The following is a 23,959-nucleotide window of genomic DNA, read 5'->3' on the forward strand; positions in this document are numbered from 1 at the left end:
AGGAATTCTTATGTATCCGAGTTTAAAAGGAAAAGTAGTGGCTGTTACAGGAGCTTCTTCAGGCCTTGGAAAAGCCATTGCACAGCGCTTTGCTGCAGAAGGGGCAAAGGTAGTGGTTAATTATCTGACTGAAGATGACAAACCTGATCTTGTCATTGAAGAAATTAAAGCAAATGGCGGCGAGGCTTCAAAAATACAGGGAGATGTTTCACAAGAGCACGATGTAAAAAGAATTGTACAGTTTGCTGTAGAAACTTATGGAACGCTTGATGTGATGGTGAACAACGCAGGTATTCAAGCGGAAATCCCGACAGAGGAGCTTACGCTTGAAAGCTGGAACAAAGTCATTCAGACGAATCTGACAGGTGCATTCCTTGGAAGCAGGGAAGCAGTCAGGCATATGCTCGATCATAATATTAAAGGCTCCATCATTAACATGTCATCTGTTCATCAGCAGATTCCCTGGCCTCACTTCGCACATTACGCAGCAAGCAAAGGCGGCATCAAGCTTTTGACTGAAACACTGGCTCTTGAGTATGCCTCGTCAGGGATTCGTGTAAATAATATCGCACCAGGAGCGATTGATACCCCTATTAATGCAGAAAAATTTGCAGATCCGGAAGCAAAGAAAGATGTCATTGATCTGATCCCAATGGGGTATATCGGTAAACCTGAAGAAATTGCTGCCTGTGTAGTTTGGCTTGCATCATCTGAGGCAAGCTATGTAACGGGAATTACCCTTTATGCAGATGGAGGCATGACGAAATACCCGAGTTTTCAGGCTGGAAAAGGTTAAGTTTGCGAAAAACCCGCAGTCGCAGAGGAACTGCGGGTTTCCTTTGTGATTTCTTATCTAGGTACTTTATCCTTCCCAAAAGTAAAGAAATGTTTATAATTGATATATATGTAAGAATGCTTTAGGGGGAAAACTTGATTGACAAATAAAACAACCATATTGGAAAATATGAACGTTTACGCGCTGCTGAACAGCATCGGTGAGGGGCTCATATTTGCAGATAATGATTTTAATATCATTTGGTACAATGATACGGCAAGACGGATATTAGAAAAAATTGGACCGTACGTTGGAATGGAAGATCCACAAGATTTTATTGGATGTAATATTCAAAAGTTTCATGGCGAACGTCAGCAAAACATTCTCGCTGGCGGACCTTTTCCTCATAGCGGGCAAATTAAGTTATTTAACCGCTACACAGCGCAAATCGTTGTTGACCGATTAAGAGATCACGAAAATCAGGAAACGGGCTTCGTCTTAACATGGCGCGACGTGACAGAATATGAAAATGTGATTGAAGAAGGAAAAGCTTTACTTGAAGAAATGTATACGCCTATCATTGGAACGGCTCTTGATTCGGCTTTATTAATAGCACTGACCGGTACTCTGACAGAAGACAGAATGGAAAACATGAAAGAAAAAATTCTTCAGGAAACGTCTAAACGGCATGCGGACTATATCATGTTTGATTTCACCGGGATAGGAGAAACATTTGAAGAAACCATTTCCTTTCACTTAAATCAAATTGTGGAAGCTCTGAGGCTGATGGGCACTGAGTCAATATTTGTCGGACTGAATCCAAAACTAGTTCAGCATATTACATTAAACGGCATAGCCCTAAATGTCCGCACGTTTCAATCCTTTAAACAGGGGATTCAATTTATATGGAAAGAAAAAGGATATCACCTTCAAAAAATCAGCGATTAGCCACAATTGGCTTATCGTTTTTTTGTGAATAAAAATGCCATTTTTGCAGAAGATAAGGGCGATGAAATGAATGGAGGAATGCTGTCATGAAAAAACGAAAGCTACTTACCGGTGCATCCGTCGCTCTATCCCTTTTCATAAGTGCAGGATGCGGAATGGATAATAATGCACGTGAAAATGATAATATAATGAACAATGAGCTGAAAAATGTCACGTATGACGAACAAACAAATGAACAGAACCGAATGGCTGTTGCGGATGATGCAGCGAAAAAGGTTGCTGACCTGAAGGAAATTAAATATGCGAACGTAATTGTTACAAACAATAATGCTTATGCTGCAGTAGTTCTGGAAGGCGATCCTAAAGGGAAGCTCTCAGATGACCTTAAAAACAGGGTAGCAGATCAGGTCAGATCCACAGACCGGGAACTAAGCAATGTATATGTTTCAGAAAATCCGGACTTCTTTGACCGTATGAAGGATTACGGGGATAAAATCCGCAGCGGAGAGCCGGTTGCCGGCCTGGCAGATGAATTTAACGAAATGATCAAGCGAGTTTTCCCTCAAGCGAAATAAGAGGAATCAAACAGACCGGAGGCAATATTATCAGGTCTGTTTTTTTCTTTTTAAAAAGGTTTTTCCACATCTTTATTAGGGCATATAATGAAAGCTATGATCTTAATTTAGGAGGAGTCTTATTGTCACGTTTTCGTCTTATGAGGCTGAAAAACAAACGGCCGCTGCTTTTATTGCTTATTATAATTATTTTAACCGGCACGGTTATTTATCAGAGCTATAAACCTCTGCCGGAAAATATCTCCTATGAGGGAGATGTCCACAAAGTTGAAGATGTGGATTTTTTGTATGACTTAACTTACAAAATAGAAGGCCGGGTTGAAGCGGATCAAATGATTTTTGATGCGATTTACAAAGCGATTGATGAAGCAGAAGAATTTATTGTCATTGATTTGTTTTTGTTCAATGGATACTATGATCGGGGAGAAATCTACCCTCAGGTCAGCAAAGAACTTTCAGATAAACTTCTTCAGAAAAAAAAGGAAAATCCGAATTTGCCAATTGTTTTTATTACGGATGATATCAATACCTCTTATGGATCACATCCATCTGAAGAATTAGAAGCTTTTAAAAAGGCCGGCATTGACGTTGTAATGTCAGATTTGAATGCTTTGCGAGATTCGAACCCGCTTTATTCAAGTGTATGGAGAACGTTTTTTCAATGGTTTGGCCAGTCAGGCCCCGCATGGCTTTCTAATCCATTCGGAGAAACAGCCCCTGATATGACATTCAGATCTTATTTGAAACTATTTAATGTAAAAGCCAATCACCGAAAAGCAGTTGCAACGGAGAAAACAGCCATTGTGTCATCAGCCAACCCGCATGATGCGAGCGGATACCATTCTAATGTAGCGTTCCAGGTAAGCGGAAATGTGATTGCGGATGTCCTAGAGTCAGAGCAGGCAGTCTCAGATTATTCCGGAGGCCCAAAACTGCCGGTATATGAGAAAAAGAACAATGAGAAAGGCGATATTAAGGTACAGGTTTTAACAGAAGGGAAAATTTACAAACGGCTGCTTGAAACGATTCGAAACGCAAAGAAAGACGATGAGATCTGGATTGGTATGTTTTATCTCGCAGACCGCCAAGTCATAGATTCACTGGTTGCGGCTTCTAATCGCGGAGCAGAAATTAAAATGATTCTCGATCCGAATCAAAATGCGTTCGGGCAGGAGAAAATCGGCATTCCGAATCGTCCGGTCGCCGAAGAACTCTTAGAAGACACAAACAATAAAATAGAGATTAAATGGTACAATACGACAAAAGAGCAGTATCATCCTAAAATGCTCTTCATAAAAAGCAAAGAAGAAGCAACTATAATCAGCGGCTCTGCCAACTTTACTCAGCGGAACCTCGATGACCTGAATCTTGAAAATGATCTTAAAATTGCAGCTCCAGCTGATGAGCCAGTCATGAAAGAGGTAGAAGCATATTTTAAAAAACTATGGACAAATGACGGTGCTGATTACACTCTGGATTTTGAAAAGTACAGAGATGACATGCCGTTTATTAAACGGGCAATTTATGCTGTTCAGAAATTTTTCAGATTTACAACCTTTTAACTCTGGCGAAAAAGCCGGAGTTTTTTTGCATTTTGCGGAGGGATTTTTAAAGCCGAAAGCTAATTATATAGCAGAGGTGAAATCAGATGAAATTGACAGAATACACGGATAGAAGTCTTTTTATTGAACTAGCTGAACCTTTCCTTTTAAAAAATGAAGCAGAAAACAATCTTACACTTGGGCTCATGGGGGCTTTTAAACGTACCATTCCTGCTGCGAATGTCTATACCGCTTCAGTGGAAGCAGATGGAGAGCTTGCGATGACGCTGCTGATGACACCTCCGCATAATTTAATCCTGTCTTTTAATGGTGATGTAATGACTGAGATCATTCTCCATGAAACTGTTCGGACACTTGTTATGAAGGATTTACATATCCCCGGCGTGGTCGGGGAAAGGAAATGGACAGAGGCATTTGCAAAAATATGGTCTGCCGAAACAGAAGGCAGAGCTGAAATTGTAATGGAACAAAAGATCTATCGTCTCCAGGAAGTGTCGAAACTAAAACGCAGTGACGGGGAATTTGTATTGGCAGAATTAGGCCATCTGCCGCTGCTGACCGAGTGGATGATGGATTTTATGAATTATACGAACGAGCCTCCAATTACAGCGCTGCAGGCGGCACAGAGAATGAAGCAGTTTATTGCAGAGAGATCCGTTTTTCTTTGGATGGCAGATGATAAACCGGTATCGATGGCGAAGAAATCAAGATCCACTAAAAATGGAATTTGCGTATCGCTGGTTTATACTCCTGATGAATTCAGAGGCAAAGGGTATGCAAGCAGCTGCGTTGCTGAGCTCAGTGAGCTTCTATTAAAAGACTTTTCCTTTTGCACACTCTATACAGACCTAGCAAATCCGACATCAAACAGCATTTATCAAAAAATAGGCTATCAGCCGATTCAAGATTCGATTATGATTACGTTTTCGTAAAAGGGCGCTTTCTTTAGGAAAGCGTCTTTTTATTTGTCATTGTCGGACCAGACTCAGGGTTAGCGCCCTATAATCGTGTCAGAACCGAATTTGAGGTACAAAATGGCACCATCAGTCATATCAGCATTAAAAAGCAAGCCTTTATAAATAGGGAACCCATTAGAGAGTTATACGGTTTCATTCTTTAACAAAAGTGGAAATTAAAGGACAAAGGCGGTGAGTGGATGAAAACACAAGTATTGGTAATCGGAGGCGGAGTAGGCGGTTTAACAGCAGCTTTGAAACTTGCAAAATGCGGTATTGATGTGTGTGTTGTTGAGCAGACAAAAGGATCGGCTCACAAGTACAAAGGAGAATTGCTGCAGCCGAAAAGCCTTGAAATTTTTCATCAGCTTGGTCTGAATAAACCCATTATGGAAGCCGGACATCAAATAAATGAAATTGAAATGAATGAAATGAAACGGAAAAAAGGAACGTATGTAAGGCTTGGAACGGCCACTATGCGATACAGCATAATTGAGACCGAATACAATTATGCCCTTATGATTCCTCATGAAAAGCTGAAAGAAATGATGCTTGAAAAAGCGAAAGAGTATCCTGCTTTTCATTATATACAGCCTGCTAAGTTTAAAGAATTCAAAGATCAGGCGGCTGTTGTCACAAGCAATAAAGAAGAATTTATCATTGAGGCAGATTATTTCATTGGAGCGGAAGGAAGGAGATCAAACGTCAGAAAAGCCATGAATGTAAAATTAAATGAACATGAATATGATCATCATTTTTTAACCGTCACGTTTGAAAGACCTGAGTCTATGACAGAGGGGAAGATTATTTCAACACCGCACGCTTTTCTCGGTCTATTTCCGCTTCCGGACAATCAAGTCAGAACCGTTTATCTCATCCAGTCAGGAGAATATCAATCCTTAAAAGAACGGGGAATTGAACATTTTCATAAGAAGTATATTGATTTGTGCCCGGAACTTGAAGGCTACGTGACGAAACTTAAAGAATGGAAAAACATTCAGCTGATGATTCCCATTCACTTTCATGCAGAGACCTATGTAAAAGAAAACATGGCCATCATAGGAGATTCTGCACACAGTGTTCATCCCATGGCCGGTGAAGGAATGAACCTTGCCATACAGGACGGGGATGTACTGGGAGAACTCCTGTGCTGGATGTACAAACATGATGAACACCATCCTGAAAACTTAAAATGGTATGAAAAAGTACGCAAATCCCGAGTGGATTTTATATTGAATTTAAGCCACTTATCAGCCCTTGCTTACTCAAAGCCGTTTCGTTATTTCGGATCGCTTAGAAATAGAAGTCTCAAACAGATGACAGAGGATGAAAAACTCCACACGAAACAAATGCTGAACATTTCAGGACTCGGCATTTGGAAAGAGTCCTTTTTCGACCGCCTTGTTCAAATTGGCATGCTGCCTCCGAGAACCCTTCAGAATATTGAACTGTTGCATACAAGGTATATGTTTACGTATGAAAATGATTATCCATGGGAAGTGAAGGGGAGGTACAGCATATGATTATCGCTGAATATGTACGCTTATTTAAAGCAAGAAGCTGGATGAAGCGCAATATGCCTTTTTTGTACAGCTGGCATGCATATGTAGGGTATGAACTGGACTTGTTTGAAATCTTCAAATCACCAAAAACGATCGATGAAGTGGCAGCGATACATTCATTAGAACTTGAACTGCTTGAACATTGGGTTGAGGTAGGGGTATCCATCAAATACTTAAAAGAAGTTTCCAAAAATCGCTTTAAGACATCAAAGAGCTTTATGCTGCCGGACAGCAAAAAAAATCCAAAATCAGTCGGTATCCTCCTTAAAGAAATGATGGAGCTGCACATCCCTGCATTATTAACCTATCCTGCGATTATGAAAACAGATGAAAGACAGACCTTTGACCATGAGCAGCACGGAACAACCGTTGCCCAGACATCTTCCTTGCTTGAGCAGCTCGCTTATCCGAAACTGATTCAGCTCGTGAAAAAGAATCATATTCAGTCGATTGTCGACGTTGGCTGCGGACATGGAGGCTATTTACAAAAATTGTCTCAAGCACTCCCTGAAATAAAGCTGACAGGGATTGAGATCAATGAAGAAGTAGCTGACGAAGCTGCGGGCAGATGCAGGGACATTCCAAACATCTCCATTACATGCATGGATGTTGAAGAGTGGAGGGCAGAGTCACCGGCCGATTTAGTTATGATGAATAATTTGCTTCATTATATTTCCCCCGAAAAAAGAGTCAGTGTGATCCAAAATCTAAGCACATGTCTTTCTTCAAGCGGGATGATCTCAATTATTACCCCAATACGGAAACCAAAGCACGGCAAACAATTTTCAAGTGTATTTAATAGTTTCTTTACTGCATTTGATAATCTTTATGCTCTTCCGACAAAACAGGAGCTTTCATCCATTGCGGAGCAATCCAATATGAAACTGAAAGGCTTAAAACCCATTATTCGCGAAGGCGGCTGGTATTTTGCCACTTTCGTTAAAAAGAGATGAAGAATACAGGATTATGAATGGAGAAAACAGAAAAATACAGATAGAAAACGGGTAATAAATTGCACAGCAATTTGTATCCGTTTTTTGCTGAAATGTGAATGTTTTTGAAACAACGGTCAAAGTCTTATTAATCTATTTATGGAGAAAAAGACAGAAGAGTTTAAAAATTGCCACACAAACTTAATAGAGATTATACTAAGCAGGAAATCACCCTTTTATTGTTTAGAGCTTTTTTTGGAAGAGTTTTATGACGTTTTGTACGTTTTAGATCAGACGGTAAATGAAGTTGTCTATTATTTCAGTTAGCCTTTTGCAGCATGTCAGACAAGCTCAGGAAGCCGTTTTGGAATTATCTGTTCAAATTTTTCAATTGATCGATGCTTAAAACTTATAGGTATTGATGCGAAAATCACCGCTCATTGGATTGGAGAAATCAAATTGAAACTGAAAAGTAAAACGGCTTTAGTCACAGGTGCATCAAGAGGACTCGGGAAAGTGATTGCAGCGGAACTGGCGACAATGGGGGCAGATGTTTATTTGAATTATGCTCACTCAGATGAACATGCCAAAATAGTTCAAAAACAGATTGAACAAGCTGGCGGGAGAGCTTTTCTCGCAAAAGGAGATATCACGAGCGAGGAAGGTGTCCGCCAAGTCACAATGGACCGAACATTTGATATATTGGTCAATAATGCTACAGGGCCTCAGCCAGAGCTTTCAATTGAAGAAGCAAGCTGGGAAGACTATGAAGATCAGCTGAAGTTCTTTGTAAAAGCACCATTCTTATTACTGAAAGCGGTGATGCCCGGTATGAAAAAACAAAAAAACGGATCCATCATCAACATTGGCAGTGAAGTCATTTCACTTGGCAATCCGTCATTTTCTAATTACGTAACGGCAAAAGCAGCGATGCTTGGGATGACACGTTCCTGGGCAAGTGAACTTGGAGAATATGGAATTCGCGTCAACCTTGTAAATCCAGGCTTTATTCCGGTTGAAAGGCATGAGAACGTTCAAGCAGCGGATATTCATGCTTATCAATCAACCATTCCGCTTAATCGAATGGGGACTCCGGAAGACATAGCGAAGGCAGTGGCTTATCTTGCCTCTGAAGACTCAGCTTACATAACAGGCCAATCCATTTCTGTAAATGGGGGAAATACGTTCGGCATATAAACAATGGACCAGCTTATAAAAGCTGGTCCATTGTTTCTGTTATCCGTAAAAAGAAACGTTCTGTTTCAGAGGCATCTGCGAATTTTGCCTGTGCCTGCTTTTCGCTGCCGCCGCCTTTTCCATCGAAATCAGCAAGATTGCTTTTAAATAAGGAACCTGCGTGAACAGTGCCTTTTTGTGAGAAAAGGACGCATTTTTCACTGCTGGAACCGAGAAGGACATATTGCTTTCCATTCTCTATTAATCGGGAAGCAATCAATTGGAGCTCTTTTATCGTTTTCTTTTCAAACAGCTTATGACTAAAGGAGCCATCTTGTTTCATTTCCAATTTTTCAGCAGTAAAAGCGGCATTTTCTGCTCTCAGCTGTTCTGCTTCTTTTTTCAGCATCTTTGTTTCCTGATCCATTGCTGTCAATCTCGCTGAAATCTCATTCGCGGACGTCTGAAAGAACTGACCGGCAAATTGAATGGTTTCTTGAATGCTCTGATAATCAGAAAGAGCGCGTAAGCCGCATTTGAAATGAAGACGGATCATGCCTTTTTGTTTTTCTGTCTTAATCAGCTTAAGCAATCCGATTTCTCCGGTGCGTTCAACGTGTGTTCCGCAGCAGGCAGAAGTATCAATGCCTTCAATTTGAACAATCCTGATTTTTTCTTTCAAATCTGGCCATTTTCTCAGCGGCAAATCACGAAGTTCAGCTTCTTCAGCGAAAAAAGTATATATTTTTCTGTTTTCAAAGATATATTGATTCGTTTTCTCCTCTACTAACTTCATTTGCTCAGGAGTTAATTGAGGCGTCCGTAAATCAATTGTTGCTGTGTCAGATCCTAAGTGGAAGCTTTCTGTGTGAAAATCAAATAATTCTATGCAGACAGCAGATAAGAGATGCTGACCTGAATGATGCTGCATATGATCGATTCTGCGTTTGCTGTTTACTTTGCATGTTACTTCATTTTCAGATGGAAAGTCAGAGACGATATGATAGATTTCTTCGCCAATTTCTAAAAGACCCGTGATTTCAATATGATCAATGAAGCCATGATCAGAAGGCTGTCCGCCGCCTTCTGGATAAAAAGCGGTTTCTTTTAACTTTACCAGTTTTAATCCATTGCGTTCTGCAGTTTCTGTAACCGTTGTTTTCCACTCAAATGTTTTAGGGGAGGTATAATATAACTTCTCATTCATCTTAAACATCCTCTCAAAAATCTTCTCTTAATTATTGTATCAAACTCTGCCTATGCACATAAGAGAGAGGATGGATTGTAAAGATTTGAGAAAAATTCGTCATACGAACGAATATTTGTATCTAGTTGTCTATTTATGTGTTAACCTTAAACTATAATGCCATTTACCGCATATTCTCTCTTGACAGCTGTTTTCAGGTAGATGAGAAGATGAAAACGATTGGTTGGTGATTTCTATGAATCCCGTTAAAGAGTTGAGTCAATTGTTTATCGATGGCGCACACAGTCTTTCTTGGAACTACTTAAACAGTATGATTGAAGCAGATACAACCAGTACGGAAGTGTATAGGTTTCTATCAGACACTATGGACAATGTCGGGGAATTGTGGGAAATGAATCGTGCGACTGTGGCAGATGAATATGTAGCAGCGGCTGTCTGCAAATCTATGATCTCCAGTTATTACTATTTAAAAGTGGAACAATTACATAAAGAACCTAATATACTATCGCCTGCCACAATGAAGCCGCGTGTTATGCTGCTTTCAATGAGAAATGAAGAACATACAATCGGCATGATGATGACTTCTTTCTTATTTAAAGAATATGGCTGGGAAGCAAGCTGTATTGAGTCAAATGTTTCTATGGATAATATTTGTCAGTATGCTGAAAAGTGGAAGCCGGATGTCATTGCATTCTCGACAAGCGTAATCTGCAACATTCCGACTGTTATTCAATATATGGATGATCTGCAAAAGCTGAATTATTCGCCGACGATTATGCTTGGGGGAAAACTGACAAGCGATTTTGATCTCGATTATTACTGCCCGCCCAACACCGTGGTGATTCAAAACATAGACCAGCTCGGCAGCTGGATTGAAAAATCTAACTCAAGGAATGATCGCCATGGAAATGCAATTAATCGCAAGTAAATATGATAAAATACCATTTCCTTATTTTCTGGTCGATCGAAAGCTTAAGATCGTATCAGTTTCAAAATGCACGTTTAACATATTTGATGAGGAAAGCCATTTCCTTGATATAGTTGGAATTGGAAGCAAGAAAAAAGCAGCTAAGTTCATTTTGGACACGCCGTCCATTACGAAAATTGAGCTGAATTTAAAAACGAAATCAAATCCTATGACATTATTTGACGTATATATTCAATATGAGGGCAAAAACTTTATTCATATTTTTTGCATCGATAAAGAAGAAAGTGTGGATCAGATTTATCAGGCTGTTAAAACGCTTGAAGGTGATTTGCTTTATGCAAACCTTAATTTGCTTGAAAAGCAGGAGCAGCTTGAGAAATCGCTGCAGCAGATGAAGGAAATTGCCATAAAGCAGGACAGCCTGGCAACGGTAAGTCAAATTGCTGCAAGCATCGCCCATGAAATCCGCAATCCGCTTACAAGCGTAAAAGGATTTCTCCAGCTGTTAAAACCTCATTTAATCGAAATCGGAAAAGGACACTATGCTGATGTTGCATTAGAAGAATTAAACCGGGCAAACGATATCATCTATGAGTTTTTAAATAACTCAAAAGAAAAAAACGAAGACATACAGCCTATTTTGCTTCGAAAACTGATAAATGACATCATATTGATATGTAAGAGCGAAGCGATTTTGTTAAATTGCGAGCTTACTTATACTGTCAATGATCCAGAGCTTATGATTACTGTTGATATAAAGCAAATGAAACAAGTGCTGCTGAACATTGTCAAAAATGCGATGGAAGCCATTCAAATCAGTCACCAAAAAGATAATGGAATCATTGCAATAACAACCAGGATCGAAGATGGTCATGTTGTTATCCAAATTACTGACAACGGCATAGGAATGGGAAAGGAAACAGTAGATTCTCTATTTAAACCATTCTTTACTACCAAGGAACAAGGAACCGGCATAGGACTTGCGGTTTGTCTTGAAATCATTAAGTCGAATAATGGCAGAATTGAAGTGGCAAGCGAAGAGGGGATTGGGTCCGCCTTCCGCATATCTTTGCCCATTCATATATAGGTCAAAAGCTGGATTGCGTCATTCGATCCGGCTTTTTTTGTGCGACTAAATCAGTATTAATTATGGCATAAATGATCCTGAAAATGAAGCTGAAAATTACAAAAATCTCAATATTCTCTGCTGTATGAGCAATCATTCACGAATCAAATGTCACAGATGACTGATTAGGAGAATTGAAGGTCAAAGACATGTCCATAACTTTTTTTATTCCATTTTAAAAAAGTTAAATGACATAAATAATTTATTTTTAAAAGCGTATACTAAATAAAAAAAGGAGTTATGCTCATGTACTTTGCGAAAAAGGGTGCTGAAGAACCCGTTACAATTATTGAGGACACAACGGTATACGCTTGTGAATCGGAAGCTTGTAATGGCTGGATGAGAAAAGATTTCTCCACGGAAGATATGTCCTGCCCGATGTGCGGAAGTCAGATGACAGAAGAAGTGCGTGAGCTGCCGCAAATAAAAATGGACTACAATCCTTTCAGTAAATAAAACAATGGCTGCCGAATTAATCGGCAGCCTTAAGACTTTTTCTGTATGTAATCCATAAAGCAAGAATGAAGATAAGTTCAAACGCGTTTATAGCAGCTGAGCTTGGTATTGGAAGAGATACAGCACTTCCAAACAGCATTATGACGACGCCGAACAGCATAATCGGCCATTTCGTTTTTCTCCAAATGCTGAAGCCTGCAGCAAGAAGATACACAATTAAAACCAAAACCATAATTGGGGGACCAGAGCTGTTTGCCGATGAGTAGCGCAGGACACCATATTCATTGACAGGTGTTAAAGTCAGAGGAAGCGTTTCTGTGACTATTTCTATCATCATCAGCACTAAGGAAAGGACAAGAGCAAAATTAAAGGAAAAGCGTGATTTTGCCCACTTCACCCCGAACCCATTTGCCATATACCAGCCAAAGAGAACAAGAGCAGGTGTGAACAGGGCATGAGTCCAAAAACGAATCAAGCTGATTGATTTTAACGGCTGACCTTCCCCGATAAATGCACCTGATGCAATAATCGCATTATCAATGATTAATCCAAGGGTAACGAGGAGTAAAATCATTCCTGGGACAGATGTCTTTCTTCTTAATAAAAAGATTCCAATTGCAAATAATAGGATGTAAGTAAACGTAAAGATTAAGTATAAAATTGTGTCCATCATTGACACCTCCTTAATCAAGCTTAATTCAAGAAGGCCGTTATCTGCAAATGGGAACTTCTATTGACAAATGCAGTGAAATCATATAAAATAATCAAGCAGTATTGCATTTAAATTCACTATTTATAAAGAGTCATCACGCAAAGGGTACTTTTTATAATTGGTGAATTTTTTTCTTCCAGTTAATAACGTTTATGATTTTTCTAAAAATGTTTCATCCTATTTATTAAACAGAACCTGAGAGGAGAGTCATGAATGTATAGAAAAAAACCAGAAGATATCGTCACAGAGGAAACGAAGGTATGGATCTGCACATCTGAGGACTGTAAGGGCTGGGTTCGCGATAACTTTAAAAGCAGCGAAAGTGAAACACCGGTTTGTCCGCTCTGCAAAAGCGAAATGAAAGCTAGCACTAAAGTGCTAGAGGTTATAAATAATCATAAAAAGTACTAAAAAACTCTATTTTAGAGTTTTTTTTATTTATACAAAATTCGATTTTAACTCGGGCTATAGCCAATCCAATTCCGCGCATGTAAAATTGGAGTACAGTCATTTTTCAGGAGGGATATCATTTTGTTAGAACAAGCGAAAGAGCATTTGCAGCACTATTTTGGATATTCATCATTCCGTCCGGGACAGGAAGAAATTATCAGCAACGTTTTAAATGGGAATCATTCAGCAGGCATAATGCCGACTGGAGGAGGAAAGTCGATTTGCTACCAGATTCCTGCTCTCCTATTTTCAGGTATAACCCTTGTCATTTCTCCGCTTATTTCACTTATGAAAGATCAGGTGGACTCTCTTGATCAGGCAGGAATCCCTGCGACTTTCCTCAATAGCACACTTTCTCAAACAGAAACCAGCGCCAGACTGCTGGATTTAGAAGCGGGTAATTATCGGATTTTATATGTTGCTCCTGAAAGATTGGAATCATCCATGTTTATTGAGCAGCTTCAAAGAATGAATATTTCGATGGTAGCCGTTGATGAAGCTCACTGTATTTCACAATGGGGTCATGATTTTCGGCCAAGTTATTTAAGAATTAAAGAATTAAAGACAGAACTTAAATCAAATCCCGTTTTTCTTGCATTGACAGCTACAGCGACTCCAATTGTTAAAGAAGATATATGCACATCTCTTGGAATACAAGAGCAATATACTACTGTAACTGGATTTGAGCGGGGAAATTTATCATTCAATGTTAGCAAAGGTGAAAACAGATACGACTTTATTGAAAGATACATAGCTAAAAACAGCACCGAGTCAGGAATCATATACGCTGCTACAAGAAAAGAAGCAGACCACATTTATGAACTCCTTATTAAAGGAGGAATTCTGGCAGGGAGATATCACGGGGGGATGAGTGATGTGCAGCGCGGACTGCAGCAGGACCTGTTCTTGAGGGATGATATTCTTGTAATGGTTGCTACTAATGCATTCGGGATGGGAATTGATAAATCAAATGTCAGATATGTCATTCATTATCAGCTTCCTAAAAATATGGAAAGCTATTACCAGGAGGCGGGGAGAGCGGGAAGAGATGGTTTAGACAGTGAATGTATTCTGCTGTATTCCCCGCAGGATATTCGATTGCAGCGTTATTTAATCGAACAATCCACCCACCAGAAAGAAAGACAGCAGGCAGAGCTTGTTAAACTGCATCAAATGCGCGATTATTGTCATACAGAAGGGTGTCTTCAAGCATTTATTCTGAATTATTTTGGTGACAGTGAAGCTGAGCCGTGCGGCAAATGCAGCAATTGCATGGACGAGCGAACGCATGAGGACGTTACTAAAGAAGCGCAAATGGTGCTTTCATGCATGATCAGAATGGGGCAAAGATTCGGTAAAACCATGATCAGCCAGGTGCTGACGGGTTCTTCAAACAAAAAAGTGATCGATTTTAAATTTAATGAACTTTCCACATATTCAATATTAAAGCATCGTACGGCAAAAGAAGTGAGTGAATTTATTGATTATCTGACTTCAGAACAATATATTTCAATAACTGGCGGACAATTCCCCGTTTTGGTAGTTGAAGAGAAGGGACTGGAGGTCCTGAAAGGCAATGCAGAAGTGCTTAGAAAGGAAAAAATGAAAATAGCGGAAGCCGCAGCAAATGATGAGTTGTTCTTGCAGCTTAAAGCGCTTAGAAAACAGCTTGCAACTGAAGAGAATGTTCCGCCGTTCGTCGTTTTTTCAGATAAATCTTTAAAGGATATGAGTGCTAAAATGCCAAAGTCTCTCGAAGAATTTCTTGCTGTGCAGGGGGTTGGAGAAGCAAAACAAGAAAGGTACGGTGAAGTATTTATTGAAAAAATAACCGCCTATTTAAACGAGAACCCTGATGTCCAGCAATCAGTTCAAACAATGAGTCCTGTTAAAAAAGAACGGAAAGAATCATCTCATCTTGATACTCTGCAATTATACAAAGAAGGTCTGAATGTAAAAGAAATTGCGGAAAAAAGAGAGTTGTCAGAGATAACCATTGAAAACCATTTACTGCGCTGTGCCAAAGAAGGACTGGAGATTGATTTTGACGATTGGATTCCGGCTGAATATGAAAAACAGATAGAAGATGCGATCCGCACACATGGGTATAGCTTGCTGAAGCCATTGAAAGAAAGCCTTCCCGATGGGGTAACTTATTTTATGATTAAAGCGGCCATTGTTAAAAGACAACTTGTTCACTTATTAGTGAAGAATGATTAAATATAAAAAGACCAGGTGAAATCAACTTCAGCTGGTCTTTATTGGATGATAAAGGTTAAAGCAGGAATCTTTTTATCTGTCTGGTATGACCAGTCGGTTTCGCTTTTCTCATTGTCCAGCTCCACCTCCTGGCCCCCCGGCCAGAACAAAATCCTCCAATTAAACTGGAAACCCCTCCAATTAATTCGGAAACCACATGAATTAATTCCAAAACCCCTTCAATTAAATTGGAAACCCCATCAATTCTGTATTGTATTGACTCCTCGGTCTGACCAGTCGGTTCCGCATTACCCGGTGTCTAGCTCCACCTCTTAGCCCCTCGGCCAGTCGGTTCCGCTTTTCGGGTTACTCATAACTGTCCTCAAGTTCTTCCACCAGCATGCCGACGTAGGCGACGGCTTTTCTGATTGCTTCTGGGTTTGTCATATCAACGCCTGCATCATTGAGTAAATCTACTGGTTTTTTGGTTCCGCCAGCTTTTAATACACGGATCCAGCGGTCTACTGCCGGTTTTCCTTCTTCTTCAATCATTTGTGAAACCAAGGTTGAAGCTGTCAGTCCAGCTGAATAAGTGTAAGGATAGAGCCCCATATAATAATGCGGCTGTCTCATCCACGTTAATGACGCTCCTGCGTCCAATATTACCGAGTCGCCCCAGAAAGAGGAGAGCACATTCCCTTTAAGATCACAAAGCATTTTAGCTGTAATCGGCTGCCCATTTTCGGCTGCATCATACACGCGGCACTGGAATTCTCCTTCAAGCAAATGCGTAACGAAATTATGATAATAAGTTCCCAGGAGCTGCAGGATGACCCAGCGTCTCATTCGTTTATCCTGAGTCTTTTTAAGCAAGTGCCTTCCCAGCAGCATTTCGTTTAATGTTGAAGGAGCTTCAACAAAGTAAGTAGACGGCCTTGTATTCATAATGCGCTGATTTTTATTTGCCAAATAGAAATGTCCGGCGTGGCCAAGTTCATGTGCGAGAACAAAGGCGCCTCTCATCGTATCCTGCCATGTAATTAAAATATATGGATGCACACCGTAAGGGCTTGAACAGAAGGCACCTGTAGATTTTCCAACATTATCCGCCAAGTCAACCCAGCGGTCTGCTAGCGCTTTTTTCATGATTTGCAAATATTCGGGTCCCATAACTTCAAGCGCTTCGACAATAACATTCCCGGCTTCAGCGTAGGTTGTTTTTGGATTAAATTCTGTATCAAGCGGAGCTTTTAAATCACAAAAATGCATTTCCTCAAGCTTCAGAACTCTTTTTTTCAAGGCAGCAAACCGCCTCATGTGGGGCGCAAGTTCATTTTGGATAATATCCAGCTGATTATGGTACATTTCTTTTGTTACATGCTGCGGCTTCAGGAGCATGTCTGTTACTGACTCATACTTTCGTAAGCGTGATAGAGTGACCTGTTTTTTTACCTCAGTGCCATAGGCAGATGCAAAAGTATTCTTATATTTTTTCAGTGTTTCTGTAAATGACTCGTATGCTTTTCTACGAACAAATGTATTTGGCGTAAATTCATAGCGGTCTTCATAGAGAGCAAATGAATTTGGCAGAACATTGCCGTTTTCGTCCTCAATTGCCTCAAAATCCATATCAGCAGATTTACTTGTTTGATAGATTCGGTATGGTGAACCGTGGACTTCCCCTAAGGCTGCCAATACTTCTTCTGTTTCTTCTGACAGCTGATGAGCTTTTGACTGAAGCAAATCATTCAGTTTTTTGCTGAATGCCTCTAATCCGCTTTGCTCTTTTATGTATGCATCAATTGTTCCATCGGGAAGAGACAATAGTTCAGATTCTATAAAAGATATATCTGCATTTGTTTTTGAAAGGATTGCGGAAAACCTGGAATAATTTCCTTGATGATCGGGATTTGTACCGTCTGCAGATTGAAGAAGACTAATGTATGTTCCCGTTCTCACCAATTTTTTTGACAAATTTTCTTCAGCTTGAAAGCAATCTAATAGAGAATCCGCTCCGTCTCCGAGCTTTCCTTTGAATTTTCTTATTTGTGCTGCATCCCGTTCAATAGATGTTAGTTCTGACTCCCAATCTTGCTGAGATTCAAACAAATCTTCCAGATTCCATGTTAGTTCTTCAGGTACTTCATTTCGATTTAAACGTTTTTCAATCGTTTTTTCCAATGGACAATCCCTCCAAAACGAATATTGGTCTTTCGTGTTCCTAAGTAATTATACAACTAGAGGGAGAATATGGACAGATTATTCTAAATTATTAAAAATTATTTATGATTTTCATATAATAGGTTTAATAAATAGAAAGAGCAGGGTATGTATGGAGTATGACATTAACCAAACAGGAGGACTTATACAATGACAATCTATAACACAAACCAAAATAATACACTGGGATCACAACCGGCTCCAACAGAAATTTCTAAGACTGAGACAAGCATTGCGAAAAAAGGCGCAGATAAAAATAACAGCAAGCTGGTAAAAGGCATGTTAGTAGGAGCAGTTGTAGGCGGACTGGTTACTCTGTTTGACCGCAAAACCCGCAATCAAGTGAAAGACTCAGCTGTTAACTTGAAAGATTCATCTGTTGATGTTTTTACACAAGTAAAAGAAAATCCAGGTGAAGTCAAAAATCAAATGGTATCGCAATTTAAAAGTGCTGCAGATTCATTAAAGGATGCAATTAATGAAGCAAAAAACCTGTATGACCGTTTAAATGAAGATGTGATGGATAACGTGAATGACGTTGTTCAAATTTCAAATGATACACTCTCTACAGCTAAAGACGCACAAAAGGATCTGGCTTCAATTGGTTCAAAGGTTAAAGAAGCAGGCGCGGAATTAACTGGCGGAACTGAAACTAATCGTCCTGAAGCTTCAAAAGCACCGGAAACACCAACAACTCATACATCCATTCCAGGCAGCAATGTCGGAAAGTTTTAATAGAGAAGGGAGCGGACAATTGTCTGCTCTTTTTTTTATGTTCTTTTAGTAAACTTTGTTGATTCTATTCTAGATATTTAAAACGATAAGTGGATAGCAGCGGATAAACTTGACTCCTGTGGGAAATAGAGCAAAATGGGAGACCCCACAGGCAACGTCGAGGAGGCTCACATGCTCCCCTCGGAAATCAAGTTCCTCTCGCTGCAAGGAACGAACTACATTCATAATCGTAAAACAACAATCTGCGCGAACACAGCCTTTTTTTATTATGATCATATCAATCTACACCTAATAGAGTTCAGCATATAGACAGCTTTCAAAGCAGAAAAATCTGAATTATATGATAAAATAATAGATATTTTATTGAAAGCAGGGATAGGCATGTATTTACCATCTTTTAATCTTGAAAACAAACTCGCGGTTATAACAGGTGCAGGACGGGGAATTGGAAGAGCATTGGCGATTGGTTATGCAGAAGCAGGAGCAGACGTTGTGCTGCTTTCCAGAACAGAAGCAGATCTTCTTGAGGCTGCGGACAAAGTAAAAGCCCTTGGCCGAAAAGCTTATCCAATTGTAACAGATATCACGGATAAAGCCAGTATGAATCAGGCATTTGAGCAAATAAAGGAAAACAATCTCTCTGTGGATATATTAATCAATAATGCCGGAATGAATATCCGGTCAAATGCGTTTGATGTAACAGAGGAAGAATGGGAAACGATCATGAATACCAACTTGAAATCTGCTTTTTTTATGTCCCAGCTGGCAGGAGAGATGATGAAGCAGCAGAGTAGTGGCGGCAGAATCATTAATATTTCTTCTGTAGCGGGACAAACTGCATTGCGTACTGGGGTCGTCTATGCCCAGACAAAAGCGGCGATGATTCAAATGACTAAGGTGCTTGCCTTTGAATGGGGGCAGCATAATATTGCCGTCAACTCTATTGGTCCCTGGTATTTTGAAACACCGCTTACCGAAAAAATACTCAGCGATGAAAAATATGTAGCAGATATTTTAGCTGTTACCCCTTTAAAAAGAATAGGCCAGCTTCCTGAGCTTGTCGGACCGGCTGTATTTCTGGGATCCGATGCAGCCAGCTACATCACTGGCCAAACTTTATTTGTTGATGGAGGAATGACAATTCAGGGTTTTTAAAAGCTCTTTTCGTAAATATTTTTGCTATTAACTAAAAAATTAGAAACCATAAGTGGATTGCAGCGGAAGGAACGGAACAAATCATTTATCATGAAAAACAAAAATCTATGCAAAAACAGCCAAAAAGAATAAAGAGATGCAATTTCATATAAAGAGCAAGCCATTTATTCCAAATAAGCAGAAAATGCCGAAATACATATGATTTCAAAGGATGATGACTTTATTTTAGAACCTTTGTCGACTAGCAGGAATCCGCTTATGCCCGCCTCGAATGGTATAGCAACAAAAAATTAGAAAAGGCGGGGTTTTAAATGGGGAAAACATTAAATATATCAAAGGTTGCATCATTGCTTGGGGAATCTTCTTATATTTTGAAAATGTGGGAACTGGAATTCTCAGCATTCCTTGACATCGAGAGGGATCATAAAAATGCACGAGTGTATTCACCCGAAAATATTGAGATGCTGCGAAAAATCAAGCACTTAAAAGACAGTCAGCTAGATCATGAAACGATCGTCCAAATGCTGAATATGAACGGAAAATCAGAGGCGGCTGCTTCAAAGGCTGATCCTGACATTGAACTCTCAGCTAAGAAAAATATAAAAGTTGCGCTTGAGGAAATCTTTAATTTAATTGAAGAAAAAGGAAAACAGGATATTTCGATTTTAGAACTCAAAATGGATCAGCTGGAGCTCACCCTGATAGATGAAATGAAAAGAACTGTTAAGCAGGAGCTAAATGCGCATTCCAAAACCCAGCTGAATTCTGCGAAAGGTCAATTCACAGCGCTTCATAATAGGATCAATGAACAATCTAAAATTCAGCTGAGTGCGGTAAAGGGACAATTCTCATCCCTCCAAAATAAGATCAATGAACAATCTTTTGCAGAGCGGAGTGCTTCTGAAGGACAATTCAGAGCTCTACATGATAAGCTTGATGTGATCCATGAAACGTCAAGCAGCGAAAGAGATATGTATCAAGAAGAAATCAGATACGAGCGGGAACTTGCAAAGAAGCATATTGAAATCCGCGAACAAAAATTTCTTGCGTTTGTTCAGCAGCATCAGAAAACAAGAGATGACAGATCTGACCGCAAATATGGCCTTTCAATGCTGAAGCAGTTCATGGGATTCGCTAAATAAAAACATGCCGGAGGCCCTTAAATGAACGCAAAATTGATTAATCATTTTCTATCACACCGAGCTGTTACTTTGGAGTTAATTTCAAAAATGCAGCATGATAACCCAGAATTTAAACCTGCAGAAACATCTATGACGACAGAAAAACTAATTACTCACATGCTGACTTCGATGTATAAATTTACTGCTGTAGTAAAAGCTGGAAATGCGCAGCCTCTTATGCAGGAAGCTGAAATAGCGGAGACAAACTTGCTGAAACTTGCTGAGGCTTATACTGAAAAAACGGTGCAGATCCTAGAATCTTTAACAGACGAAGATTTAAATCAAGTCATTGATTTAAAGGATATATTTGGCTTCAGTGTTCCCGGGTCCGCACTCATTAAAATGGGCATTGAACATGAAGTGAATCATAAAGGAAATCTTTTTGTTTATGCTCGAATGCTTGGACACACAGATCTTCCTATGTATGTTAAGAAGAGCTGAAAGAACGCCTGCTGATGATAAGTCAGCAGGCATTTTTCGTTTATGCAAGAAGAAGACTGGTATTGACATCCTCTTTCTTTTTTAAAAGCATAGGTATATACTGATGATATGAAAAGGAGGTGAATGCAGCAGATGATCATTGAAATCACCCATGATTTAACCCCATATTTGTCGCTGCTGAGTTTATTCTTTACCGTAGCAGCCATGTTTGCTTTCGGCTACTTGCTGAATCAGTCTTTTAAGAAACATCCGTCATTAAAAACAGTTTTGGAAAAAGAGCAGGATAGCCAATTATCCTCTCAGCTGATGCAAAATGAAACAAATGCCATCTTTTTATGGATGACCAAACAAATGAGACGGTACGATTCAGGTGATGATGTACCATCCGCGATCCTTCTTGGAAGTTTAGCTCAAAATGAAAAACACCAAGGAGGATTTATATGGAAAAGAAAGCTGCATTCATTTCACGGAAAACATTACTTGCACTCACAGGAATTACACTGCTGATTTTACTGAGCGGCTGTCAGCAGGCTAGTGGAAACATTCAGGACATTACAGGACAGACACCAGGTTTTTTTAATCACTATTTTGTTTATCCTTTCTCCGTATTGCTTAAAACGTTTGCAGACTGGTTTCAAGGAAGCTATGGATTCTCGATTATCCTTGTCACTCTGATGATCCGCTTTGTTTTGCTTCCGTTTGCATTAAAGCAGTCAAAAGACCAAATGCAAATGAAAGGCAAGATGGCTGGTGCACAGCCGGAATTAAAAGCGCTGCAGGAAAAGATGAAAACAGCAAAAGATGCAGAGGCAAAAACTAAGCTTCAGCAGGAAACGATGAAGATTTATCAAAAGCATAATATTAATCCGCTGGCTGCACTTGGCGGGTGCTTGCCTCTGCTGATTCAGCTGCCTTTTTTAACAGGATTTTATTATGCCATTCAAAGAACACCTGAAATTGCGGAGCATTCATTTTTATGGTTCAATCTTGGCAGTCCTGATTTAACATTGACCCTTTTAGCTGCCGGAATCTATTATATACAGTCCAGAGTTTCATTAATTGGTCTTGAAGAGGCGCAGAGAAAGCAAATGGCCATGTTCAGCTATCTGTCGCCAATCATGATCGGTGTATTTTCGCTTACAGCACCTGCAGCATTGCCGCTTTACTGGACGATCGGCGGAATCTTTGTCATCCTTCAAACCAAGCTGACAAAGAAACTGTTTCAGACAGAATCAACCTCATTATCAGTTGCTAAATCTTAACATCCAAGGCCAATTCCAAGGGAATTGGCCTTTTTTGCTGCTTAAAAAAGGATTTGCTGTATCTCAGGCAGAATGTAATACATGACATAGATGAAAACTACTGAAGGAGTTAAGCGGATGAGAGCAGATGTATTTCAGCAAACAATCACAAAAGTAATAGATGTTAATCTGTCCTACCTATTAAAACTGCCTCCAGGATATGAGGATGAAACAGGAGAGGTACCGCTCGTTTTGTTTCTGCACGGGGCTGGGGAACGCGGCACAGATCCTGAGCTTGTAAAAACAATAGGTCTGCCGGAGGTCGTTGAAAAAGGAGACTTTCCGTTCATATTTCTTGCGCCGCAATGTCCAATTTCTACTGCAAGGAGATCAAATTGGATTATGGAATTAGATGGAGTGGCTGCACTTCTCACAGAGGTTATAAAAACGCATCGTGTAGACATGAAACGCATCTACTTAACAGGAATGAGCATGGGAGCCTATGGGGCTTTTAAGCTTGCATCAAGGATGCCTGATCTATTTGCTGCGCTTGCACCGATTTGCGGAGGAGGCTGCCCTGAAAAAGCAGAGAGGCTAAAGGATATTCCGACGTGGATCTTTCATGGGGAAAGAGATGATGTCATCCCAATCAGAGAAAGCCTGGATATGGTGAATGCCATTAAAGCTGCCGGAGGAAATGTCAAGTTTACTTCGTATCCTGAAGCAGGCCATGATTCATGGACAGCTGCATACAATGATCCTGAGTTTTATGAATGGCTTTTAAAGCAAACAAAGTAAATAAAAAAGGAGACGCTGTAAAAACAGTCGTCTCCTTGCGTTTTGAGGCGAAAAACCACATGACCACATTCATGTGTGCGGAAAACCGCGCGTTCTTCGACTTACACAAATCAGCTCATCGCTCTAGTAATATACCATTTATATCATCTCTACACAAGCTTTTTTATTAAAATAAAGACTGATTGGAGGTAAAGCTTTATGAATTTAAAAAAATTCACGAAAGATTTTAAAGAATTCTCATTGGAACATGGCTGGAAAATTGTCATGCATAAAGACCATGAGCTTTTCAGAAGCAAGGATAAATATGCGATTATTGATGCTGAAGATGATGTGCTCTTAAAGTTTTACCTTGAAAATGAGGATGTTGTCTGCTTTAAAAAAACCATTTGGAATTTGGACTGCAAGATAAATAGCGCTACAAAAGTGATTACTGTTTTTAATGAACCGGAAGTTTTTGATGAATAATAATGAGCATTTTTTCTGCAGAACAGCAGCTGGAAATTTAATGATCCTTTTATAAAATACGAATTATGTTGACAAGCTCATGTCTTAGATGTTTAAATTATCTATAAATTAATGGAACGTAACGTTGATGGGAAGCATAGTAATCTTATTGTCACTGTT

The 23,959-nt window shown here is 39.7% G+C and carries 24 protein-coding genes and 1 other annotated feature (1 of these 25 running past the window's edge); of the genes, 21 read left to right on the plus strand and 3 right to left on the minus strand.

The window, feature by feature from the left end:
* Positions 1-10 precede the first annotated feature (10 nt).
* The 8 genes from E2R53_RS05645 to E2R53_RS05680 all read left to right on the plus strand — a co-directional run bounded on the left by E2R53_RS05645 (position 11) and on the right by E2R53_RS05680 (position 8,507).
* On the plus strand, positions 11-796 hold the full coding sequence (locus E2R53_RS05645) for a glucose-1-dehydrogenase (RefSeq protein ID WP_133310773.1): 786 nt from the start codon (positions 11-13) through the stop codon (positions 794-796).
* Positions 797-934: 138 nt separating this feature from the next.
* A complete protein-coding gene (locus tag E2R53_RS05650) occupies positions 935-1,723 on the plus strand; it encodes an STAS domain-containing protein (protein ID WP_133310774.1) in 789 nt (262 codons plus the stop codon).
* An 86-nt stretch (positions 1,724-1,809) separates the two neighbouring features.
* Positions 1,810-2,298: a YhcN/YlaJ family sporulation lipoprotein gene (locus tag E2R53_RS05655; protein WP_133310775.1), complete on the plus strand. Its 489-nt coding sequence runs from the start codon at positions 1,810-1,812 to the stop codon at positions 2,296-2,298.
* A 122-nt stretch (positions 2,299-2,420) separates the two neighbouring features.
* Entirely contained in the window at positions 2,421-3,860 is a 1,440-nt protein-coding gene (locus E2R53_RS05660) for a phospholipase D family protein (RefSeq protein ID WP_286166083.1), read from the plus strand.
* An 86-nt stretch (positions 3,861-3,946) separates the two neighbouring features.
* Positions 3,947-4,792, plus strand: a complete 846-nt coding sequence (locus E2R53_RS05665; protein WP_133310776.1) for a GNAT family N-acetyltransferase — start codon at positions 3,947-3,949, stop codon at positions 4,790-4,792.
* A 224-nt stretch (positions 4,793-5,016) separates the two neighbouring features.
* Complete coding sequence (locus E2R53_RS05670) at positions 5,017-6,339, plus strand: FAD-dependent oxidoreductase (RefSeq protein ID WP_133310777.1); 1,323 nt, start codon at positions 5,017-5,019, stop codon at positions 6,337-6,339.
* Positions 6,336-7,331 (plus strand): class I SAM-dependent methyltransferase, encoded by a 996-nt coding sequence (locus tag E2R53_RS05675; RefSeq protein ID WP_286166084.1) that lies wholly within the window; start codon positions 6,336-6,338, stop codon positions 7,329-7,331. Before E2R53_RS05670 ends, E2R53_RS05675 begins: the two co-directional genes overlap by 4 nt.
* 438 nt (positions 7,332-7,769) lie before the next feature.
* Positions 7,770-8,507 (plus strand): SDR family NAD(P)-dependent oxidoreductase, encoded by a 738-nt coding sequence (locus tag E2R53_RS05680; RefSeq protein WP_286166085.1) that lies wholly within the window; start codon positions 7,770-7,772, stop codon positions 8,505-8,507.
* 13 nt (positions 8,508-8,520) lie between these two features.
* On the opposite strand, the gene E2R53_RS05685 is transcribed toward E2R53_RS05680, so the two are convergent.
* Positions 8,521-9,693, minus strand: a complete 1,173-nt coding sequence (locus E2R53_RS05685; RefSeq protein ID WP_133310779.1) for an alanyl-tRNA editing protein — start codon at positions 9,691-9,693, stop codon at positions 8,521-8,523.
* 235 nt (positions 9,694-9,928) lie between these two features.
* Between E2R53_RS05685 and E2R53_RS05690 the strand changes: the two genes are divergently transcribed.
* The 3 genes from E2R53_RS05690 (at position 9,929) to E2R53_RS05700 (ending at position 12,203) form a co-directional block, all read left to right on the plus strand.
* Positions 9,929-10,621, plus strand: coding sequence for a cobalamin B12-binding domain-containing protein (locus tag E2R53_RS05690; RefSeq protein WP_133310780.1), 693 nt, complete (start codon positions 9,929-9,931; stop codon positions 10,619-10,621).
* The gene (locus E2R53_RS05695) at positions 10,596-11,708 is read left to right on the plus strand and encodes an ATP-binding protein (RefSeq protein ID WP_165970901.1); all 1,113 of its coding nucleotides are present in this window, start codon (positions 10,596-10,598) and stop codon (positions 11,706-11,708) included. The genes E2R53_RS05690 and E2R53_RS05695 overlap by 26 nt, the downstream gene beginning before the upstream one ends.
* Positions 11,709-11,993: 285 nt before the next feature.
* On the plus strand, positions 11,994-12,203 hold the full coding sequence (locus tag E2R53_RS05700) for a cold-inducible protein YdjO-related protein (RefSeq protein ID WP_133310782.1): 210 nt from the start codon (positions 11,994-11,996) through the stop codon (positions 12,201-12,203).
* A gap of 16 nt (positions 12,204-12,219) precedes the next feature.
* On the opposite strand, the gene E2R53_RS05705 is transcribed toward E2R53_RS05700, so the two are convergent.
* On the minus strand, positions 12,220-12,876 hold the full coding sequence (locus E2R53_RS05705) for a hypothetical protein (RefSeq protein ID WP_133310783.1): 657 nt from the start codon (positions 12,874-12,876) through the stop codon (positions 12,220-12,222).
* Positions 12,877-13,128: 252 nt separating this feature from the next.
* Between E2R53_RS05705 and E2R53_RS05710 the strand changes: the two genes are divergently transcribed.
* Positions 13,129-13,326, plus strand: coding sequence for a cold-inducible protein YdjO-related protein (locus E2R53_RS05710; RefSeq protein ID WP_070875891.1), 198 nt, complete (start codon positions 13,129-13,131; stop codon positions 13,324-13,326).
* A gap of 120 nt (positions 13,327-13,446) precedes the next feature.
* On the plus strand, positions 13,447-15,585 hold the full coding sequence (recQ, locus tag E2R53_RS05715) for a DNA helicase RecQ (RefSeq protein WP_206197355.1): 2,139 nt from the start codon (positions 13,447-13,449) through the stop codon (positions 15,583-15,585).
* 345 nt (positions 15,586-15,930) lie between these two features.
* Here recQ and pepF read toward each other — a convergent pair whose 3' ends face one another.
* On the minus strand, positions 15,931-17,745 hold the full coding sequence (gene pepF / locus E2R53_RS05720) for an oligoendopeptidase F (RefSeq protein ID WP_133310785.1): 1,815 nt from the start codon (positions 17,743-17,745) through the stop codon (positions 15,931-15,933).
* Positions 17,746-17,934: 189 nt separating this feature from the next.
* Here pepF and E2R53_RS05725 point away from each other — a divergent pair, with 189 nt between their 5' ends.
* The 8 genes from E2R53_RS05725 to E2R53_RS05760 all read left to right on the plus strand — a co-directional run bounded on the left by E2R53_RS05725 (position 17,935) and on the right by E2R53_RS05760 (position 23,800).
* Positions 17,935-18,519, plus strand: coding sequence for a YtxH domain-containing protein (locus tag E2R53_RS05725; RefSeq protein WP_133310786.1), 585 nt, complete (start codon positions 17,935-17,937; stop codon positions 18,517-18,519).
* A 381-nt stretch (positions 18,520-18,900) separates the two neighbouring features.
* Positions 18,901-19,674, plus strand: coding sequence for an SDR family NAD(P)-dependent oxidoreductase (locus tag E2R53_RS05730; protein WP_133310787.1), 774 nt, complete (start codon positions 18,901-18,903; stop codon positions 19,672-19,674).
* 311 nt (positions 19,675-19,985) lie between these two features.
* Positions 19,986-20,816, plus strand: a complete 831-nt coding sequence (locus E2R53_RS05735) for a helix-turn-helix domain-containing protein (protein ID WP_133310788.1) — start codon at positions 19,986-19,988, stop codon at positions 20,814-20,816.
* Positions 20,817-20,837: 21 nt separating this feature from the next.
* Positions 20,838-21,296, plus strand: coding sequence for a DinB family protein (locus E2R53_RS05740; protein WP_133310789.1), 459 nt, complete (start codon positions 20,838-20,840; stop codon positions 21,294-21,296).
* A gap of 123 nt (positions 21,297-21,419) precedes the next feature.
* The gene (locus E2R53_RS05745) at positions 21,420-21,803 is read left to right on the plus strand and encodes a hypothetical protein (RefSeq protein WP_133310790.1); all 384 of its coding nucleotides are present in this window, start codon (positions 21,420-21,422) and stop codon (positions 21,801-21,803) included.
* Complete coding sequence (gene yidC, locus E2R53_RS05750) at positions 21,737-22,558, plus strand: membrane protein insertase YidC (protein WP_133310791.1); 822 nt, start codon at positions 21,737-21,739, stop codon at positions 22,556-22,558. The genes E2R53_RS05745 and yidC overlap by 67 nt, the downstream gene beginning before the upstream one ends.
* A gap of 117 nt (positions 22,559-22,675) precedes the next feature.
* The gene (locus tag E2R53_RS05755; RefSeq protein ID WP_133310792.1) at positions 22,676-23,335 is read left to right on the plus strand and encodes a prolyl oligopeptidase family serine peptidase; all 660 of its coding nucleotides are present in this window, start codon (positions 22,676-22,678) and stop codon (positions 23,333-23,335) included.
* A 198-nt stretch (positions 23,336-23,533) separates the two neighbouring features.
* Entirely contained in the window at positions 23,534-23,800 is a 267-nt protein-coding gene (locus E2R53_RS05760; RefSeq protein ID WP_070877517.1) for a hypothetical protein, read from the plus strand.
* Between the two features lie 115 nt (positions 23,801-23,915).
* Positions 23,916-23,959, plus strand: a binding site (T-box leader) (it continues 181 nt past the right edge of the window).

Source organism: Peribacillus frigoritolerans, from assembly GCF_004358755.1.
In the GTDB taxonomy this organism is placed as follows: Bacteria; Bacillota; Bacilli; order Bacillales; family Bacillaceae; genus Bacillus_P.

What these genes read in the sequence shown, in the direction of transcription:
- E2R53_RS05645 (WP_133310773.1), top strand. Translation starts at nt 11, where the DNA reads ATGTATCCGAGTTTAAAAGGAAAAGTAGTGGCTGTTACAGGAGCTTCT.
- E2R53_RS05655 (WP_133310775.1), top strand. Translation starts at nt 1,810, where the DNA reads ATGAAAAAACGAAAGCTACTTACCGGTGCATCCGTCGCTCTATCCCTT.
- E2R53_RS05665 (WP_133310776.1), top strand. Translation starts at nt 3,947, where the DNA reads ATGAAATTGACAGAATACACGGATAGAAGTCTTTTTATTGAACTAGCT.
- E2R53_RS05670 (WP_133310777.1), top strand. Translation starts at nt 5,017, where the DNA reads ATGAAAACACAAGTATTGGTAATCGGAGGCGGAGTAGGCGGTTTAACA.
- E2R53_RS05675 (WP_286166084.1), top strand. Translation starts at nt 6,336, where the DNA reads ATGATTATCGCTGAATATGTACGCTTATTTAAAGCAAGAAGCTGGATG.
- E2R53_RS05685 (WP_133310779.1), bottom strand. Translation starts at nt 9,693, where the DNA reads ATGAATGAGAAGTTATATTATACCTCCCCTAAAACATTTGAGTGGAAA.
- E2R53_RS05690 (WP_133310780.1), top strand. Translation starts at nt 9,929, where the DNA reads ATGAATCCCGTTAAAGAGTTGAGTCAATTGTTTATCGATGGCGCACAC.
- E2R53_RS05695 (WP_165970901.1), top strand. Translation starts at nt 10,596, where the DNA reads ATGGAAATGCAATTAATCGCAAGTAAATATGATAAAATACCATTTCCT.
- E2R53_RS05700 (WP_133310782.1), top strand. Translation starts at nt 11,994, where the DNA reads ATGTACTTTGCGAAAAAGGGTGCTGAAGAACCCGTTACAATTATTGAG.
- E2R53_RS05705 (WP_133310783.1), bottom strand. Translation starts at nt 12,876, where the DNA reads ATGATGGACACAATTTTATACTTAATCTTTACGTTTACTTACATCCTA.
- E2R53_RS05710 (WP_070875891.1), top strand. Translation starts at nt 13,129, where the DNA reads ATGTATAGAAAAAAACCAGAAGATATCGTCACAGAGGAAACGAAGGTA.
- E2R53_RS05725 (WP_133310786.1), top strand. Translation starts at nt 17,935, where the DNA reads ATGACAATCTATAACACAAACCAAAATAATACACTGGGATCACAACCG.
- E2R53_RS05730 (WP_133310787.1), top strand. Translation starts at nt 18,901, where the DNA reads ATGTATTTACCATCTTTTAATCTTGAAAACAAACTCGCGGTTATAACA.
- E2R53_RS05735 (WP_133310788.1), top strand. Translation starts at nt 19,986, where the DNA reads ATGGGGAAAACATTAAATATATCAAAGGTTGCATCATTGCTTGGGGAA.
- E2R53_RS05740 (WP_133310789.1), top strand. Translation starts at nt 20,838, where the DNA reads ATGAACGCAAAATTGATTAATCATTTTCTATCACACCGAGCTGTTACT.
- E2R53_RS05745 (WP_133310790.1), top strand. Translation starts at nt 21,420, where the DNA reads ATGCAGCAGATGATCATTGAAATCACCCATGATTTAACCCCATATTTG.
- yidC (WP_133310791.1), top strand. Translation starts at nt 21,737, where the DNA reads ATGGAAAAGAAAGCTGCATTCATTTCACGGAAAACATTACTTGCACTC.
- E2R53_RS05755 (WP_133310792.1), top strand. Translation starts at nt 22,676, where the DNA reads ATGAGAGCAGATGTATTTCAGCAAACAATCACAAAAGTAATAGATGTT.
- E2R53_RS05760 (WP_070877517.1), top strand. Translation starts at nt 23,534, where the DNA reads ATGAATTTAAAAAAATTCACGAAAGATTTTAAAGAATTCTCATTGGAA.